Here is a 12,623-nt window from a genome sequence, read left to right on the forward strand (position 1 = left end):
GACATGAGCAGCGAGACCACGTCACGGACCCGGGTCACCGAGGTCGACCACCTGATCGTGGGCGCCGGATTCGGTGGCCTGTGCGCCGCGATCAAGCTCGACGAGGACGGCGAGCGCGACTTCGTCGTGATCGAGCGCGGCGACGACGTCGGCGGCACCTGGCGCGACAACACCTACCCCGGCGCGGCGTGCGACGTGCCGAGCCAGCTCTACAGCTACTCGTTCGCACCCAACACCGAGTGGTCGATGAGCTACTCCCCCCAGCCCGAGATCCACCGCTACATCCAGCAGGTCGCCAAGCACTGGGGCGTCACCGACCGGTTCGAGTACCGCACCACCGTCACCGACGCCGCCTGGGACGCCGACGCCGAGCGGTGGATCGTCACCACCGCCGGGCCGCGCGGGGTGACGACGTACGCCGCGAAGACGTTCGTCGTCGGCCCCGGTCCGCTCTCCGAGCCGCGTCTGCCCGAGATCGAGGGTCTGGAGACCTTCGGCGGCGAGATCTTCCACAGCGCCCGGTGGCGTCACGACCTGGACCTGACCGGCAAGCGCGTGGCGGTGATCGGCACCGGCGCCAGCGCGATCCAGCTGATCCCCGAGATCCAGCCGATGGTCGCCCACCTCGACGTCTACCAGCGCACCGCGCCGTGGGTGATCCCGCGCAACGAGCACCACTACACCCGGGTCGAGAAGGCGGCGTTCCGGCACGTGCCCGGGCTGCAGAAGCTCGCCCGAGCGGCGATCTACTGGGGCCGCGAGGCCTACGTCCCGGCCTTCGCCTGGAGCCCGAAGATCGCGCTGCCGGCCAAGCTGACGGCGCTGCGCAACATCCGGCGCGGCATCGCCGACCCCGCACTGCGGGCCGCCGTCACCCCCGACTACGAGATCGGCTGCAAGCGGATCCTGATCAGCAACCGGTACTACCCCGCGCTGGCGGCGCCCAACGTCGACCTGATCACCGATCCGATCCAGCGCGTGACGCCCACCGGGATCGTCACCGCCTCGGGCGAGGAGCGGCCGATCGACGTGCTGATCGTGGCGACCGGCTTCGAGACCACCGACATCCCGATCGCCCACCACGTCCGCGGCGTCGACGGCGAGCTGATGTCGGACCGGTTCGCCCGGACCGGCGCTGCGGCGTACAAGGGATCGACGGTGCCGGGGTTCCCGAACCTGTTCTTCATCATCGGCCCCAACACCGGGCTGGGGCACTCCTCGATGGTCTTCATCATCGAGTCCCAGGTGCAGTACCTGCGCGACGCCGTCCGGACCATGCGCCACCACCGCTTCGCGACCGTCGAGCCGACCGAGGCGGCGTTCGAGGAGTGGAACGCGATGGTCCAGCGGCGGATGGCGCCGACCGTGTGGAACACCGGTGGCTGCTCGTCGTGGTACCTCGACGAGCACGGCCGCAACACCACCCTGTGGCCGAGCTTCACCTTCCTCTTCCGGCACTACCTGCACACCTTCGACGTCCACCAGTACGTCGTCACCGGAGCCCCCGACCCTGACCAGGAGCTGATCGACGCATGAAGCACATCGCGAACAAGGTGGTCGTGATCACCGGAGCCGGATCCGGCATCGGCCGGGCGCTCGCCCTCAACCTCGCCGCCCGCGGGGCGCGGCTGGCGCTCTCCGACGTCAACGCCGACGGGCTGGGCGAGACCGCCGACGCGGCCCGCGCCGCCGGTGCGGCCGAGGTCGTCACCGAGATCCTCGACGTCGCCGACCGGGAGGCCTTCAGGGCCTATGCGGCCGGGGTGATCGCCCACTTCGGCACCGTCAACGTCGTGATCAACAACGCCGGGGTCGCGCTCTCGGGGCGGATCAACGACCTGGACTGGGACGACATCGACTGGATCATCGGGATCGACTTCTGGGGCGTCGTGCACGGCACGAAGTTCTTCCTGCCGGCTCTGATCGCCTCCGGCGACGCCCACATCATCAACATCTCCTCCCTGTTCGGGCTGGTGTCGATGCCCGACCAGGGCTTCTACAACGCCGCGAAGTACGCCGTCCGCGGCTTCACCGAGGCACTGCGCGAGGAGATGCTGATCGACGGCCACCGGGTCGGCGTCACCTCGGTGCACCCCGGCGGGATCAAAACGTCGGTCGCCCGCAGCGCCCGGGTCTCCTCCCGCGACGACCAGGCCGCGACCGCCAAGCTCTTCGACGAGAAGCTGGCCCGGATGGAGCCGTCCAAGGCGGCCGAGATCATCGTCAGCCAGGGACTGCTCAAGCGTCGCGCCCGCGTCCTGGTCGGCGTGGACGCGCACCTGATCCACAACTTCGGCAAGTTCACCGGCTCGAAGTACCAGGACATCGTCGCCCTGGGGGCAGGATGGGTGCTGCCGAAGAAGCGGGCCTGATCCGCCGAGATCCGGGTTCACCACCGCCGAGATCCGGGTTCGCCACCGGTGAGATCCGGGTTCACCACCGGTGAGGGGTCAGAGGATGCCCGCGGCCCGCGCCGGCTCGGCGTACTTCTCGGCCAACGACGCCACCGTCTCGTGCGCGTTCAGCCCTGACGGATTCGGCACCACCCAGACCTCGGCGTCGCCCCAGAGCCCGTCGAGCACCAGCGGCTGCAGACCCGGCACCGCCTTGGGCAGCCCGAACGCCGCCCGGTAGGCGGTGATCCCGGCGATCGCGACCACCGGCACGTCCAGGTCACGGACCCGGGCCGCCAGATCGGCACCGCCGGCGACGTACTCGGCGCGAGAGAGCTCGTCGGCACGGGCGGTGGCGCGGCGCACGATGTTGGTGATCCCGATCCCGCGCTCGATCAGATGCGCCCGATCCTCGTCCGACATCCCCGTCGGCGGGATGTCGCGGGTGATGATCCCCGCGGCCCGCAGCGCCGGGTAGAACCGATTGACCGGGTGCGCGAAGTGGGTCTGCGTCGCGGCCGTCCACAGCCCCGGATTGATCCCGACGAAGAGCAGCCGCAGCCCCGGACCGATCAGGTCAGGCACCTCGGCGTCCCGGAACTCCTCCAGCTCGGCCCGCGTGAACCTGCACCGCTCCATCGTCATGGCCCTATGAAACACCGCGCCAGCGACCCCGAACCCCTAGGGTCGGAGGGTGCGCGTGTGGAACACCTTCGTCGAGGGCGACAACCTCGACGTGCTGCACGGGCTGGACGACGCCAGCGTCGACCTGATCTACATCGATCCGCCGTACAACACAGGCAACGACTTCGCGTACGCCGACAAGCACGACGACTGGGTCGGGATGATGCGGCCGCGCCTGAGCGAGGCCCGCCGGGTGCTGGCCGAGACCGGTGCGATCGCGATCTCCATCGACGACAACGAGCAGGCCGCGCTGCGGGTGCTGATGGACGAGCTGTTCGGCCGCGCGAACTTCCTCGCCCAGGTCGTGGTCAACCTCAATCCCAAGGGGCGCCAGCTCGGTGGCGGCTTCGCGACGTCGCACGAGTACCTGCTGATCTTCGCCCGCGACGCCCGCCGGTGCGTGCTGGAGGCGTCCTCGGCGACGCTGGTGGCCGAGAGCGACTTCCCACACGTCGAGCGCGGCCGCCGGTTCCGGTATCTGCCGCTGCGCAACACGAACAAGAAGTTCAATCCGATCAGTACGCCGACGATGCACTATCCGCTGTACGGCAACCCCGACACCGGGACCGTGCGAGCGACCCGGTTCAAGGGGTCGACCGAGGTGCTGCCGGTCTTCGGTGACGGTTCACCGGCAGTGTGGCGATGGTCTGCCCCGGTGGTCACCGACCGGCCCCGCGACCTGGTCTGTCGCCGGATCAAGGGCACCCTCGGCGAGCGGGTCGACATCTTCCAGAAGGACTGGCTCGACAGCGCCGGCGGGGCACCGCGACGCAAGAAGCTGCGCACCATCTGGCTGGCCGAGGAGATCGGCTCGACCGACGTCGCCGTCGCCGAGCTCAAGTCTCTGGCGGGGCACGTGTTCGAGTCCCCCAAGCCGACCGGACTGATCCTGCGGCTGCTGCTGACCATGCCCGCCGACTGCCGGGTGCTGGACTTCTTCGCCGGCTCCGGCACGACCGGCCACGCCGTCGCGCTGGCCAACGCCGCCGACGGCGGCACCCGGACCTGCCTGTCGATCAACATCGCCGAGCCGGTCCGGCCGGGCTCGAACGCGGACCTGGCCGGGCTGGAGACGGTCGCCGACATCACCCGGGCACGGTTGCGGGCGGTGGCGGAGCGGATCGGCGGAGGCCTCGAGATCCGGGTTCACCACGGCTGAGATCCGGGTTACTCACCCGCGAGATCCGGGTTCACCACCAGCGAAGTCCGGATTCATCACGGCCGTGGTGGCGAACCCGGAACTCGGCCGTGGCGAACCCGGAAGTCGACCGTGGCGAACCCGGAACTCAGCGGTGGTGAACCCGGAAGTCGACCGAGCCCCGCCTTCAACGGGAGCGAAGGCGGGGCTCGGCGGACTGGTGGGCTGCTACCGGGACTGATCTCTGGCGAGGAACGCCGTGGAGTGACGGTTGGCGTCGAGCGTGACCCCCGACGCAGCCGGGTCGGTCGGGATCACGTAGTCCTTGTTGCAGTTGAACGTCCCGCGCTTGGCCGGGAAGACCTGGGTGAACTCACCACCGGTCAGCTTGACCACGAGCGCGCAGTCCGGGGGCATGTTGTTGCCCGGATCCGAGGCGGCGTGCAGCCCGCCACCGGTCCAGTCGTGCACCTGGGACAGGCCTGTGACCATGCACTCGCGGGTGAGGTCGGAGCCGCACTGGTGCGCTACGTCGGCCCAGAGCAGGAAGGCCGAGACGGCCTGCATCCCGAGCAGACCCGGCTTGGCGCCGGCGCCCTGGACGATGTCGAGGTAGTCCTTCACCGCCGGGTTGACGTCGGCATTCTCGAAGGGCTGGAAGACCATCCCGGTGATCATCCCGTCAGCGGCGTGGCTCTTGGCGTTCCACGCCTTGGCCTCCTCGGTGTACCAGGTCGACTCGAACACGTACTTCATCGACGTCTTGGCGCGCTGCATCGCCTCGAGCAGGCCGAAGGTGATCGGGCTGGCGCTGGAGGAGAACCAGACCGCCTTGGCGCCGCACTTGTTGAACTTCTCCGCGAACGGCATGTAGTTCGCCTCGCCGTCCTGGCTCAGCGCGACACCGCATTTCTGCACCGACGCACCGAGGTGGCCGAGCGCATCGGCGACGACCTTCACCCCCTGCTGGACCGCGGGCGAGGTGGAGCCGAGGGTGGTGACGCTGCTCTTGAACTCCGGGTAGACCTCCATCGCGCTGGCCAGGTTGGCGGCGTTGTAGTGGTCGACCGGCAGCGGCACCGACTCGAACTTGTCGGGCCCCATCGTCGCGTTCGGGCCGATCACGAAGCCGGCCACGACCGGCATCCCGCAGCCGACCCGGGTCTGCTCAGCGGCCTCGTCGTACGCGAATCCCTCGCCGACCAGCATGAAGTCCTTCTTGCAGGCCTTCTGCATCACGGCGGCGGCGTTCGTCATCGCGGCGTCGTACTGATCGCCGACCAGGGTGCGGCCGTTGATCCCGCCCTGCTTGTTGCACCACGCGATCATCGCCTTGACCGCGTCGCCCATCTCGGCGTTGAGGCCGGGCATGGCCGAGAAGCCGCGGTCGTCGCCGAACCCGATCGTGATCGAGGTGTCGGTGACGCCCTGGGCGGTGGCGCCCTGGGCGTCGCCGCTGCCACACGGGGAGGCGAGGTCGCCGAACGTCGTCGGCGTGGCAGCGGTGCTGGAGCCGGCGTCGGAGGGCCCCGAGGCCGGGTCCGAGCCGGTGCGGCTGGAGCCACACGCCGAGGCGACCAGGGCGATCGCGACGCCGGTGACGGCGAGCCGGGCGAGGCGCCGACGGCCCCGGGGCCAGGCCCCTCGGGGTGCGCGAGGCGGGACGGTGGTGTTCATCGGTCGTTCCTTTCGTGAGGTGCGGCTGGTGTGGACGGTGCCTGTGCGGTCGCCTTGATCTCCAGGCGTACGCCGGGCAGCCCGCCCCCGAGCTGGGCTGCCCCGATCGCGGTCCAGGCGGGCCACGGCGCGGCGAGGTATCGGTCGCGGCCCTGCATGAAGGCGGGAACCTCGGTGGCGAGGTCCCGATGGAAGGTGAGCAGGTCGACGACGTGGGCGAGCTCCAGGCCGGCAGCGGCGAGCACCTCGGCGAGGTTCTCGAACGCCTGCGCGACCTCCTCGGACAGGTCTGCGGGCACGCTGCCGTCGGGGCGGGTGCCCAGGACGCCCGAGCAGTACACCGTGTCACCGACCCGGACGGCCGGGGCCAGGTGCCACTCGGCGTACTCGCTCTCGCGACCTGCTGGAACGATCGGCTCGTGGGCGGGCCTCATCGGCCCTCCTCCCAGGCGGCGGCGAAGACCTCGTGCGGAACGGTGTCGCTCCACCGGCCGGTCAGGGCCAGCGCGGCGCCGAGGCGGCCGATCTCGTCGGCGGCCATCGCGCCCCGCTCCCCCTCGATCAGGACGACGGTGCGGTCGTCGGCCCAGTCGATGTAGGGCCGGTCCGACGGCGTCGCGCAGACCAGGCAGGGGCGGGTCCGCATCGCGCCGAGCGGGAGGTCGGGCAGCAGGTCGGTGAGCAGCTCGCGGGCCTCGTCGAGGTCGGCGGCGTCTCCTCCGGTACGCACCCAGGCGGCGATCTCCTCGCGGGTCTCCAGCGGGTGGGCGAGCAGGCTGGAGCCCGACGTCTTGAGGTACCAGCGGCCGTCGGGGTAGGCCACCGGGGCCATCACGATGCCGCCGTACGCCATCTGTCCGTCGCGGACCTTCATCATCATCATGGTCGGCATCGCGACAGCGTCGGGGCCGTCGACCTCGGTGAGCACCACGGTGGCGCCGTACGTCTGCATCGCGAGTCGGCGCTGCAGCAGTCCGGTGGCGTTGGTGGCGGCGCCGGTGGCGACGACGGCCTTCGCCGCCGACCAGGTGCGTCCGTCGGCGGTGGTCAGCCGAACGCCGGGACCGTCGTGCTCGAGTACGACGACCTCGTCACGGACCAGGGTGGTGCCGGCGCTCAGCGCCGCGGCGAGCTCGGCCTCGACCAGACCGCGCGGGTTGAGGATGAAGGCGCCGGGCTCGCGCAGGCCGACGTGTCCGGGCTCGAAGGTGAGTCCGGGGTAGGCCGCTGCGAGCTCCGTCTCGTCGAGCTCGTCGACGGCGACGCCGAGGTCGCGGGCGTTGCCGGCCAGCACGTCGCGGTCGAACCAGAGCGCGCTGGTCGAGCTCGGCTGGACGTCGGGCAGCACGGTCACGGAGTGGGTCGGGGTGAGGAAGTCGATGCCGGTGCGCGCGATCAGGTCGGCGAAGCGGCGACGGCTGCGCATCGCCAGCAGCGAGGTCATCAGCGGGACCTCGAGGACGTGGCAGAGCCGGCCCTGGTCGTAGTAGCCGGCCCAGGTGCCCAGATGGTCGGCCGGGTCGGCGGGCTCGGCCGGTCCGAGCAGGAGCACGGAGGCACCGGACTCGGCGGCGTGCCGCGCGGTGGCGGTGCCGAGGGGCCCGGCGCCGATGACGGCCAGGTCGTAGACGGGGGTGTCGCTCACGGTTCTCCTTCAGCGGGTGACGTGTGTCACAGCATGGAGGACCGAACGCCTTAAAGCAACAGGTTGTGACTTTAAGGTTGATGGAGGGGGTGCCGCCGGCGGTGGCTCGCCTAGACTGACGCCGCGATGAGGGGCACACGATGACGGTCAAGGAACGCCAGCGCAGCGGAGGACGCAGCGCTCAGGTGCGCCTCGCGGTCGGCCGAGCCGTCCTGGAGATGCTCGGCGAGGGCCAGTTCCCCTTCACCACGGTCGAGGTCGCGGAGCGTTCCGGGGTGAATCGACGCACGCTGTACCGGTGGTGGCCGACGCATGACCTGCTGCTGGCCGAGGCCCTGACCCACCACGCCGAGAGCGTCGAGGTGCCCGACACCGGTTCCTGGGCCGAGGACCTGCGCACGTTCGCCCACCGGGTCGCGGTGTTCGCCGCGAACCCGGTCGACCTGACCATGACCCGGATCATGGTCTCGGGCATGCACCCGGAGTTCAACGAGGCCGTGCTGGCCCACTTCGAGCCGATCATGGCCGGCTGGTACGCCATGCTCGACAAGGCCGTCGAGCGCGGCGAAGCCTCGGCGGCGCACGCCCCCGAGACGGTGATCAACGCCTGCGTCTCGCCGCTCTTCCTGGCCCCCTTGACGCGTGGCGAGGCGGCCCCGGCGAGCACGGTGGACCGGGTGGTCGATCTGATCCTGGACGCGACCCGCCCCTAGCCGAATTCCGGGTTCACCACGCGCGAGATCCGGGTTCACCACGCGCGAGATCCGGGTTACCCACGCACGAGATCCGGGTTCCTCACCACCCTTGTGGCGAACCCGGAAGTCGGTGGTGGCGAACCCGGAAGTCGGCGGTGGCGAACCCGGAAGTCGGCGGTGGCGAACCCGGAAGTCGGCGGGGCTCCCGACCGGCCCCGTAGGCTGGGCCGCAGCATGAACACGCCTGGCTTCCTTCCCCCGTTCCTTGCCGAGCCGGCGCAGCGCGGCTGGTCCAAGCTCCGCGACCTGTGGGCCGAGGGCGCCTCGCCGATGGCCGCGCCGAACTGGGCTGTCCGCAAGCGCCGCGCCGCCGCCCGCTGGCGGGCCCGCCGCTTCCAGGTAGCCCAGTGCGCTCTGGCGGCCGGGATCGCCTGGTGGATCGCCCACGCCCTGCTCGGCCACTCCTCCCCGGTCTTCGCCGGCGTCGCTGCGGTGATCGCGCTCGGGACGTCGTACGGCCAACGGCTGCGACGCGTCATCGAGGTCACCCTCGGCGTCGCGCTCGGCGTCCTGCTCGGGGACCTGCTGGTCTCCTGGCTTGGCGAGGGACCGGTGCAGATCACCCTGATCGTGGCGCTGGCGATGTCGATCGCGCTGGTCGCCGACGGCGGACAGGTCTTCGTCAACCAGGCCGCGGTGCAGGGCATCTTCGTCTCCGCGATGGTGCCCGGGCCGGGCTCGGCGTGGACCCGCTGGACCGATGCGCTGGTCGGCGGCGCGGTCGCCCTGATCGCCGCCGCGATCGTGCCCGCAGCGCCGCTGCGCCGCCCGCGCGAGCAGGCCGCGGTCGTGGTCCGCAAGATCTCCACGCTGCTGCGCGCCGCCGGCGAGGTGATCCGCCAGGCCGACGCCGTGCACGGCATGGCGGTGCTCGCCGAAGCCCGCTCCACCGACCCGCTGGTGCGCGAGCTCCAGGCGGCTGCTGCCGAGGGGATGTCGGTGGTGGCCTCCTCGCCGTTCCGGTTCCGGCACCGGGTCGGCGTACGGCAGATGTCGGATCTGATCGAGCCGCTCGACCGCGCCCTGCGCTCGACCCGGGTGCTGGTGCGTCAGGTAGCCGTGGCCGCCTATCGCGGTCAGCCGATCCCCGAGGGGTACGCCGAGATCACCGACGAGCTGGTCGAGGTGACCGCCCAGATCGCCGAGGAGCTGCGTGCCAACCGGATGGCCGACTCCGTCCGCCCAGCCCTGATCGCACTCGGCGAGCGGACCAGCCAGGTCGACCGCTCCTCGGTGATCAACGCCGAGGCGGTGCTGGTCCAGATCCGCGCGGTGATCGTGGACCTGCTGCAGCTCACCGGGATGGGGCAGTTCGAGGCGACGGACGCGCTGGCGACCCTGGACTGAGAATCCCGGGCGGGATTGCCGGGAGGGTCAGGCGAAGTTCGGCTTCTCCTTGGCCAGGAACGCCCGCACACCCTCGTTGAAGTCGTCGCCGGTGTAGATCTCGCGCAGCCGGGCCTCCTCCTCGGGGCCGACCTCCAGGGTGTCCACCAGGTGCGCGAGCTGGGCCTTGGTGTGGCCGATCGTGACGCGCGACATCGCGCTGATCCCGGCGATGATCGTCTCGAGCTCGTCGTCGATCGCGTCGCCGACGTACGCCAGCGCGCCGACGTGGTGGGCCCGCTCGGCGCTGATCAGCCGGGCGGCGAGCAGCATCTCGCGGGTCAGCGCCTCGCCGAAGATCGTGTTGCAGCGGTAGAGCACCCCGGCCGAGAGCGCGTTGCCCAGCGTCTTGCCGATCGGGTAGCCGAACCGCGAGCCGGGGGTGGCGATCCGCAGGTCGCAGTGGGTGGCCACGGCGAGGCCACCGCCGACGCAGACCCCGTCGACGACGGCGATCGAGACCTGTGGGAGCCGCTGGATCTTGGTGAAGAGGGCCGCCAGCCACTCCTCGTAGTCCACCGCGTCGCGGGCCAAGAAGTCCGAGATCTCGTTGCCCGCGGCGAAGGCCCGACCGCCGGCACCGCGCAGCACCAGCACCTTGACCGAGGCGTCGGTGGCGAGCGCGTCGCACAGCTCGTGCAGGGCGCCGTACATCGCGGCGGTGAAGGCGTTGTGCCGGGCCGGCCGGTTGAAGGTCACCTCCACGACGGTGCCGTCGTGGCTGCGGGAGATCAGGAGCTCGTCGGACGCGTCGGTTCTGTCGGTCACGGGTGTGAGACTAGCCAGCGCGAGATCAACGTGGAATCGATCTCGACCAGTGCCGCCAGTTCCAGGGGTACGTCGCTCAGCGGACCGCCCACGATCCGGCGGCCGTCTCCCGCAACCAGGTGAGGGGTGAACGTCAGGCAGAGCTCATCGACCAGTCCGGCCCGCAGCAGGTCGCCGAGCAGACTGGGGCCGCCCTCGGTCAGAAGCCGGGTGAGGCCCTCGGCGTGCAGCTCCGCGATCAGGGCCCGTAGAGCCTCGGCGTCACCGCCGGGGTGGAGCCGGACGCCTTCGGCGCCGGCAAGCGTGTCGGGCAGCGAGTGCCCGATCACGATCAGCGGCTTGCCCGCGCCCCGGTAACCCTCGGCCCGCGCCGTCCCCGCCCCGACGATGATCGCGTCGGCGCCCTCGCGGAGCTGGTGGAAGACCTCGCGGTCGGCGGCGTTGTTGATCGAGCCCGACAGCCCGTCGGAGCCGGTCGCCGCGCCGTCGAGGGAGCTGACCATGTTCGCGCGCGTCCAGGCGTGCTCGGGCCAGGACCAGTCGGCCTCGCCGATCAGGGCTCGCATCACTGCACCTCCCAGCGGATGACCCAGTACTTCACGCCGTACGGGTCGTCGTCGTAGTCGACCCCGATCAGCCGGACCTGGGGCCGCTGCGGGCCCTGATCGGTCTCGGCGGGGGCGAAGTCGGCGGGCTTGGGGCCGGTCAGCAGGTCGGACAGCGTCCCGAGCGCCTCGACGTCGGCCCACAGCTCCTCGGCCAGGGCGTGGTCGAGGTGGGCGAGGTCGCCGGGTGCGACGGTGAGCGCCTCGCGGAGCCAGTCGTCGAACGCCAGGGCCCGCTCGTCGAAGTGCCCGGGGGCCTTCTCGGTGCGCTTGGCCGAGCCGTTGGCGACCACCACCACGCCGAGATCCGGGTTCGCCACCGCCGAGATCCGGGTTTCTCCCCGCTGAGATCCGGGCTCGCCACGCCCCGGGGCAGCGGAGGCAGCATCGCCCTCCCCCGTCGAGCCCGCGGCACGCTCGGCGAGGAGGCCCGCGATCACCCCGTGGCCGTCACCGACGACCCGAGGATCGGGCCCGACCCAGTCGAGCGCCGCGGTGACCGCCGTACGGAGGTCGGCGACGGGGTCCTCGAGGGAGCCGTAGCGCGAGGAGAGCGCCAGCACACCTGGCACGAGTGCGATCCGTGTCACTGGAGCCCCCTGATCGCTCGGGCGGGACTGCGTCGTCCCGCGATCGTCCACACCATGTCGACAGTCTGCCTCGTCGGGGCTACCTGGTGGACGCGGTAGATCTGCGCACCGGCCAGCGCACACACCGCGGTCGCCGCGAGGGTGCCGGTGAGCCGCTCGCCGACCGGAGCGTCCAGGGTCTCGCCGACGAAGTCCTTGTTCGACAGCGACACCAGCACCGGGTAGCCGAGCCCGACCATCTCCCCCAGGCGCCGGGTCACCTCCAGGGAGTGGAAGGTGTTCTTGCCGAAATCGTGCGCCGGGTCGATCACGATCGACTCCGCGGCCACCCCGGCCGCCAAGGCCCGCTCCGCGTAGCCGAGGCAGTCGGCGACCACCGACGCCATCACGTCGTCGTACTCACGCCGGAACGGCCGCGTCCTGACCACCGCACCGCCGGTGTGGGTGCACACGATCGCGGCGTCGTGCTCGGCGGCGACGTCGACCAGCTCCGGATCGGCCCCACCCCACGCATCGTTGATCACGTCGGCACCGGCGGCACAGACCGCGTCGGCCACCGAGGCCCGCCAGGTGTCGACCGAGATCACCAGGTCGGGGAACTCCGCGCGGACCCCGGCGACGAAGTCGACGACCCGGGCCCGCTCCTCGGCCTCCCCGATCTCGACCCCGGGAGCAGCCTTGATCCCGCCGATGTCGACCATCTCGGCGCCCTCGGCGACCACGGCACGGACCCGCTCGTACGCCGCCGACTCGTCCCAGGTCGCGCCCTTGTCGAAGAACGAGTCAGGTGTGCGGTTGACGATCGCCATCATCAGGGTGGCGTCGTCGTCGAAGCGGTGCCGCCCGAGTCGCATCATGCCTCGACCCTACTGAGCCCGCGAACGGCGTCGTGCACGTCCTCGCCCTCCGGGCCGCCGCACCGCCCGCCGCACCGCCCCTGCCGGACGCCGACCCGTCACTGCGCCGATGTCACTCCGCCCGT

Annotated in this window: 13 protein-coding genes; 5 read left to right on the forward strand and 8 right to left on the reverse strand. The window is 71.1% G+C overall.

Translation table 11 applies throughout. From position 1 onward, the window contains the following. The first annotated feature begins 3 nt into the window (after positions 1 to 3). Positions 4 to 1,536: an NAD(P)/FAD-dependent oxidoreductase gene (locus Q1V88_RS10905; RefSeq protein WP_300681217.1), complete on the forward strand. Its 1,533-nt coding sequence runs from the start codon at positions 4 to 6 to the stop codon at positions 1,534 to 1,536. Next, a complete protein-coding gene (locus Q1V88_RS10910; RefSeq protein ID WP_300681218.1) occupies positions 1,533 to 2,372 on the forward strand; it encodes an SDR family NAD(P)-dependent oxidoreductase in 840 nt (279 codons plus the stop codon). The genes Q1V88_RS10905 and Q1V88_RS10910 overlap by 4 nt, the downstream gene beginning before the upstream one ends. A gap of 78 nt (positions 2,373 to 2,450) precedes the next feature. Here the strand turns inward: Q1V88_RS10910 and Q1V88_RS10915 are convergent, their stop codons facing one another. Then, positions 2,451 to 3,038, reverse strand: coding sequence for a mismatch-specific DNA-glycosylase (locus Q1V88_RS10915; protein WP_366914079.1), 588 nt, complete (start codon positions 3,036 to 3,038; stop codon positions 2,451 to 2,453). Between the two features lie 49 nt (positions 3,039 to 3,087). Between Q1V88_RS10915 and Q1V88_RS10920 the strand changes: the two genes are divergently transcribed. Beyond that, positions 3,088 to 4,236, forward strand: coding sequence for a site-specific DNA-methyltransferase (locus tag Q1V88_RS10920; protein WP_300681219.1), 1,149 nt, complete (start codon positions 3,088 to 3,090; stop codon positions 4,234 to 4,236). Positions 4,237 to 4,443: 207 nt separating this feature from the next. Here the strand turns inward: Q1V88_RS10920 and Q1V88_RS10925 are convergent, their stop codons facing one another. Genes Q1V88_RS10925 through Q1V88_RS10935 form a run of 3 tightly spaced genes read right to left on the reverse strand, consistent with a single transcriptional unit; the run spans position 4,444 to position 7,537 of the window. Continuing rightward, positions 4,444 to 5,892: an ABC transporter substrate-binding protein gene (locus Q1V88_RS10925; RefSeq protein ID WP_300681220.1), complete on the reverse strand. Its 1,449-nt coding sequence runs from the start codon at positions 5,890 to 5,892 to the stop codon at positions 4,444 to 4,446. Then, complete coding sequence (locus Q1V88_RS10930; RefSeq protein ID WP_300681221.1) at positions 5,889 to 6,326, reverse strand: RidA family protein; 438 nt, start codon at positions 6,324 to 6,326, stop codon at positions 5,889 to 5,891. The genes Q1V88_RS10925 and Q1V88_RS10930 overlap by 4 nt, the downstream gene beginning before the upstream one ends. Next, a complete protein-coding gene (locus Q1V88_RS10935; RefSeq protein ID WP_300681222.1) occupies positions 6,323 to 7,537 on the reverse strand; it encodes an FAD-dependent oxidoreductase in 1,215 nt (404 codons plus the stop codon). Before Q1V88_RS10935 ends, Q1V88_RS10930 begins: the two co-directional genes overlap by 4 nt. Before the next feature lie 140 nt (positions 7,538 to 7,677). On the opposite strand from Q1V88_RS10935, the gene Q1V88_RS10940 reads away from it, so the two are divergent. Together Q1V88_RS10940 and Q1V88_RS10945 are read left to right on the forward strand one after the other, a co-directional pair. After that, positions 7,678 to 8,250 (forward strand): TetR/AcrR family transcriptional regulator C-terminal ligand-binding domain-containing protein, encoded by a 573-nt coding sequence (locus tag Q1V88_RS10940; RefSeq protein WP_300681223.1) that lies wholly within the window; start codon positions 7,678 to 7,680, stop codon positions 8,248 to 8,250. 216 nt (positions 8,251 to 8,466) lie between these two features. Beyond that, positions 8,467 to 9,639, forward strand: a complete 1,173-nt coding sequence (locus Q1V88_RS10945) for an FUSC family protein (protein ID WP_300681224.1) — start codon at positions 8,467 to 8,469, stop codon at positions 9,637 to 9,639. A gap of 27 nt (positions 9,640 to 9,666) precedes the next feature. Here the strand turns inward: Q1V88_RS10945 and Q1V88_RS10950 are convergent, their stop codons facing one another. The 4 genes from Q1V88_RS10950 to folP are packed head-to-tail and all read right to left on the reverse strand — an operon-like array spanning position 9,667 to position 12,498. After that, positions 9,667 to 10,446: an enoyl-CoA hydratase-related protein gene (locus tag Q1V88_RS10950; protein ID WP_300681225.1), complete on the reverse strand. Its 780-nt coding sequence runs from the start codon at positions 10,444 to 10,446 to the stop codon at positions 9,667 to 9,669. After that, positions 10,443 to 11,012 carry a dihydrofolate reductase family protein gene (locus Q1V88_RS10955; RefSeq protein ID WP_300681226.1) on the reverse strand — a complete coding sequence of 190 codons (570 nt, stop codon included), beginning with the start codon at positions 11,010 to 11,012 and terminating at the stop codon, positions 10,443 to 10,445. The genes Q1V88_RS10950 and Q1V88_RS10955 overlap by 4 nt, the downstream gene beginning before the upstream one ends. Then, positions 11,012 to 11,641 carry a hypothetical protein gene (locus Q1V88_RS10960; RefSeq protein ID WP_300681227.1) on the reverse strand — a complete coding sequence of 210 codons (630 nt, stop codon included), beginning with the start codon at positions 11,639 to 11,641 and terminating at the stop codon, positions 11,012 to 11,014. Before Q1V88_RS10960 ends, Q1V88_RS10955 begins: the two co-directional genes overlap by 1 nt. Next, positions 11,638 to 12,498: a dihydropteroate synthase gene (gene folP, locus Q1V88_RS10965; RefSeq protein WP_300681228.1), complete on the reverse strand. Its 861-nt coding sequence runs from the start codon at positions 12,496 to 12,498 to the stop codon at positions 11,638 to 11,640. Before folP ends, Q1V88_RS10960 begins: the two co-directional genes overlap by 4 nt. Positions 12,499 to 12,623: the final 125 nt, after the last annotated feature.

The sequence above is a fragment of the Nocardioides sp. genome, assembly GCF_030150155.1.
Classification (GTDB): Bacteria; Actinomycetota; Actinomycetes; order Propionibacteriales; family Nocardioidaceae; genus Nocardioides.

What these genes read in the sequence shown, in the direction of transcription:
- Q1V88_RS10940 (WP_300681223.1), top strand. Translation starts at nt 7,678, where the DNA reads ATGACGGTCAAGGAACGCCAGCGCAGCGGAGGACGCAGCGCTCAGGTG.
- Q1V88_RS10925 (WP_300681220.1), bottom strand. Translation starts at nt 5,892, where the DNA reads ATGAACACCACCGTCCCGCCTCGCGCACCCCGAGGGGCCTGGCCCCGG.
- Q1V88_RS10910 (WP_300681218.1), top strand. Translation starts at nt 1,533, where the DNA reads ATGAAGCACATCGCGAACAAGGTGGTCGTGATCACCGGAGCCGGATCC.
- Q1V88_RS10905 (WP_300681217.1), top strand. Translation starts at nt 4, where the DNA reads ATGAGCAGCGAGACCACGTCACGGACCCGGGTCACCGAGGTCGACCAC.
- Q1V88_RS10915 (WP_366914079.1), bottom strand. Translation starts at nt 3,038, where the DNA reads ATGACGATGGAGCGGTGCAGGTTCACGCGGGCCGAGCTGGAGGAGTTC.
- folP (WP_300681228.1), bottom strand. Translation starts at nt 12,498, where the DNA reads ATGATGCGACTCGGGCGGCACCGCTTCGACGACGACGCCACCCTGATG.
- Q1V88_RS10930 (WP_300681221.1), bottom strand. Translation starts at nt 6,326, where the DNA reads ATGAGGCCCGCCCACGAGCCGATCGTTCCAGCAGGTCGCGAGAGCGAG.
- Q1V88_RS10945 (WP_300681224.1), top strand. Translation starts at nt 8,467, where the DNA reads ATGAACACGCCTGGCTTCCTTCCCCCGTTCCTTGCCGAGCCGGCGCAG.
- Q1V88_RS10955 (WP_300681226.1), bottom strand. Translation starts at nt 11,012, where the DNA reads ATGCGAGCCCTGATCGGCGAGGCCGACTGGTCCTGGCCCGAGCACGCC.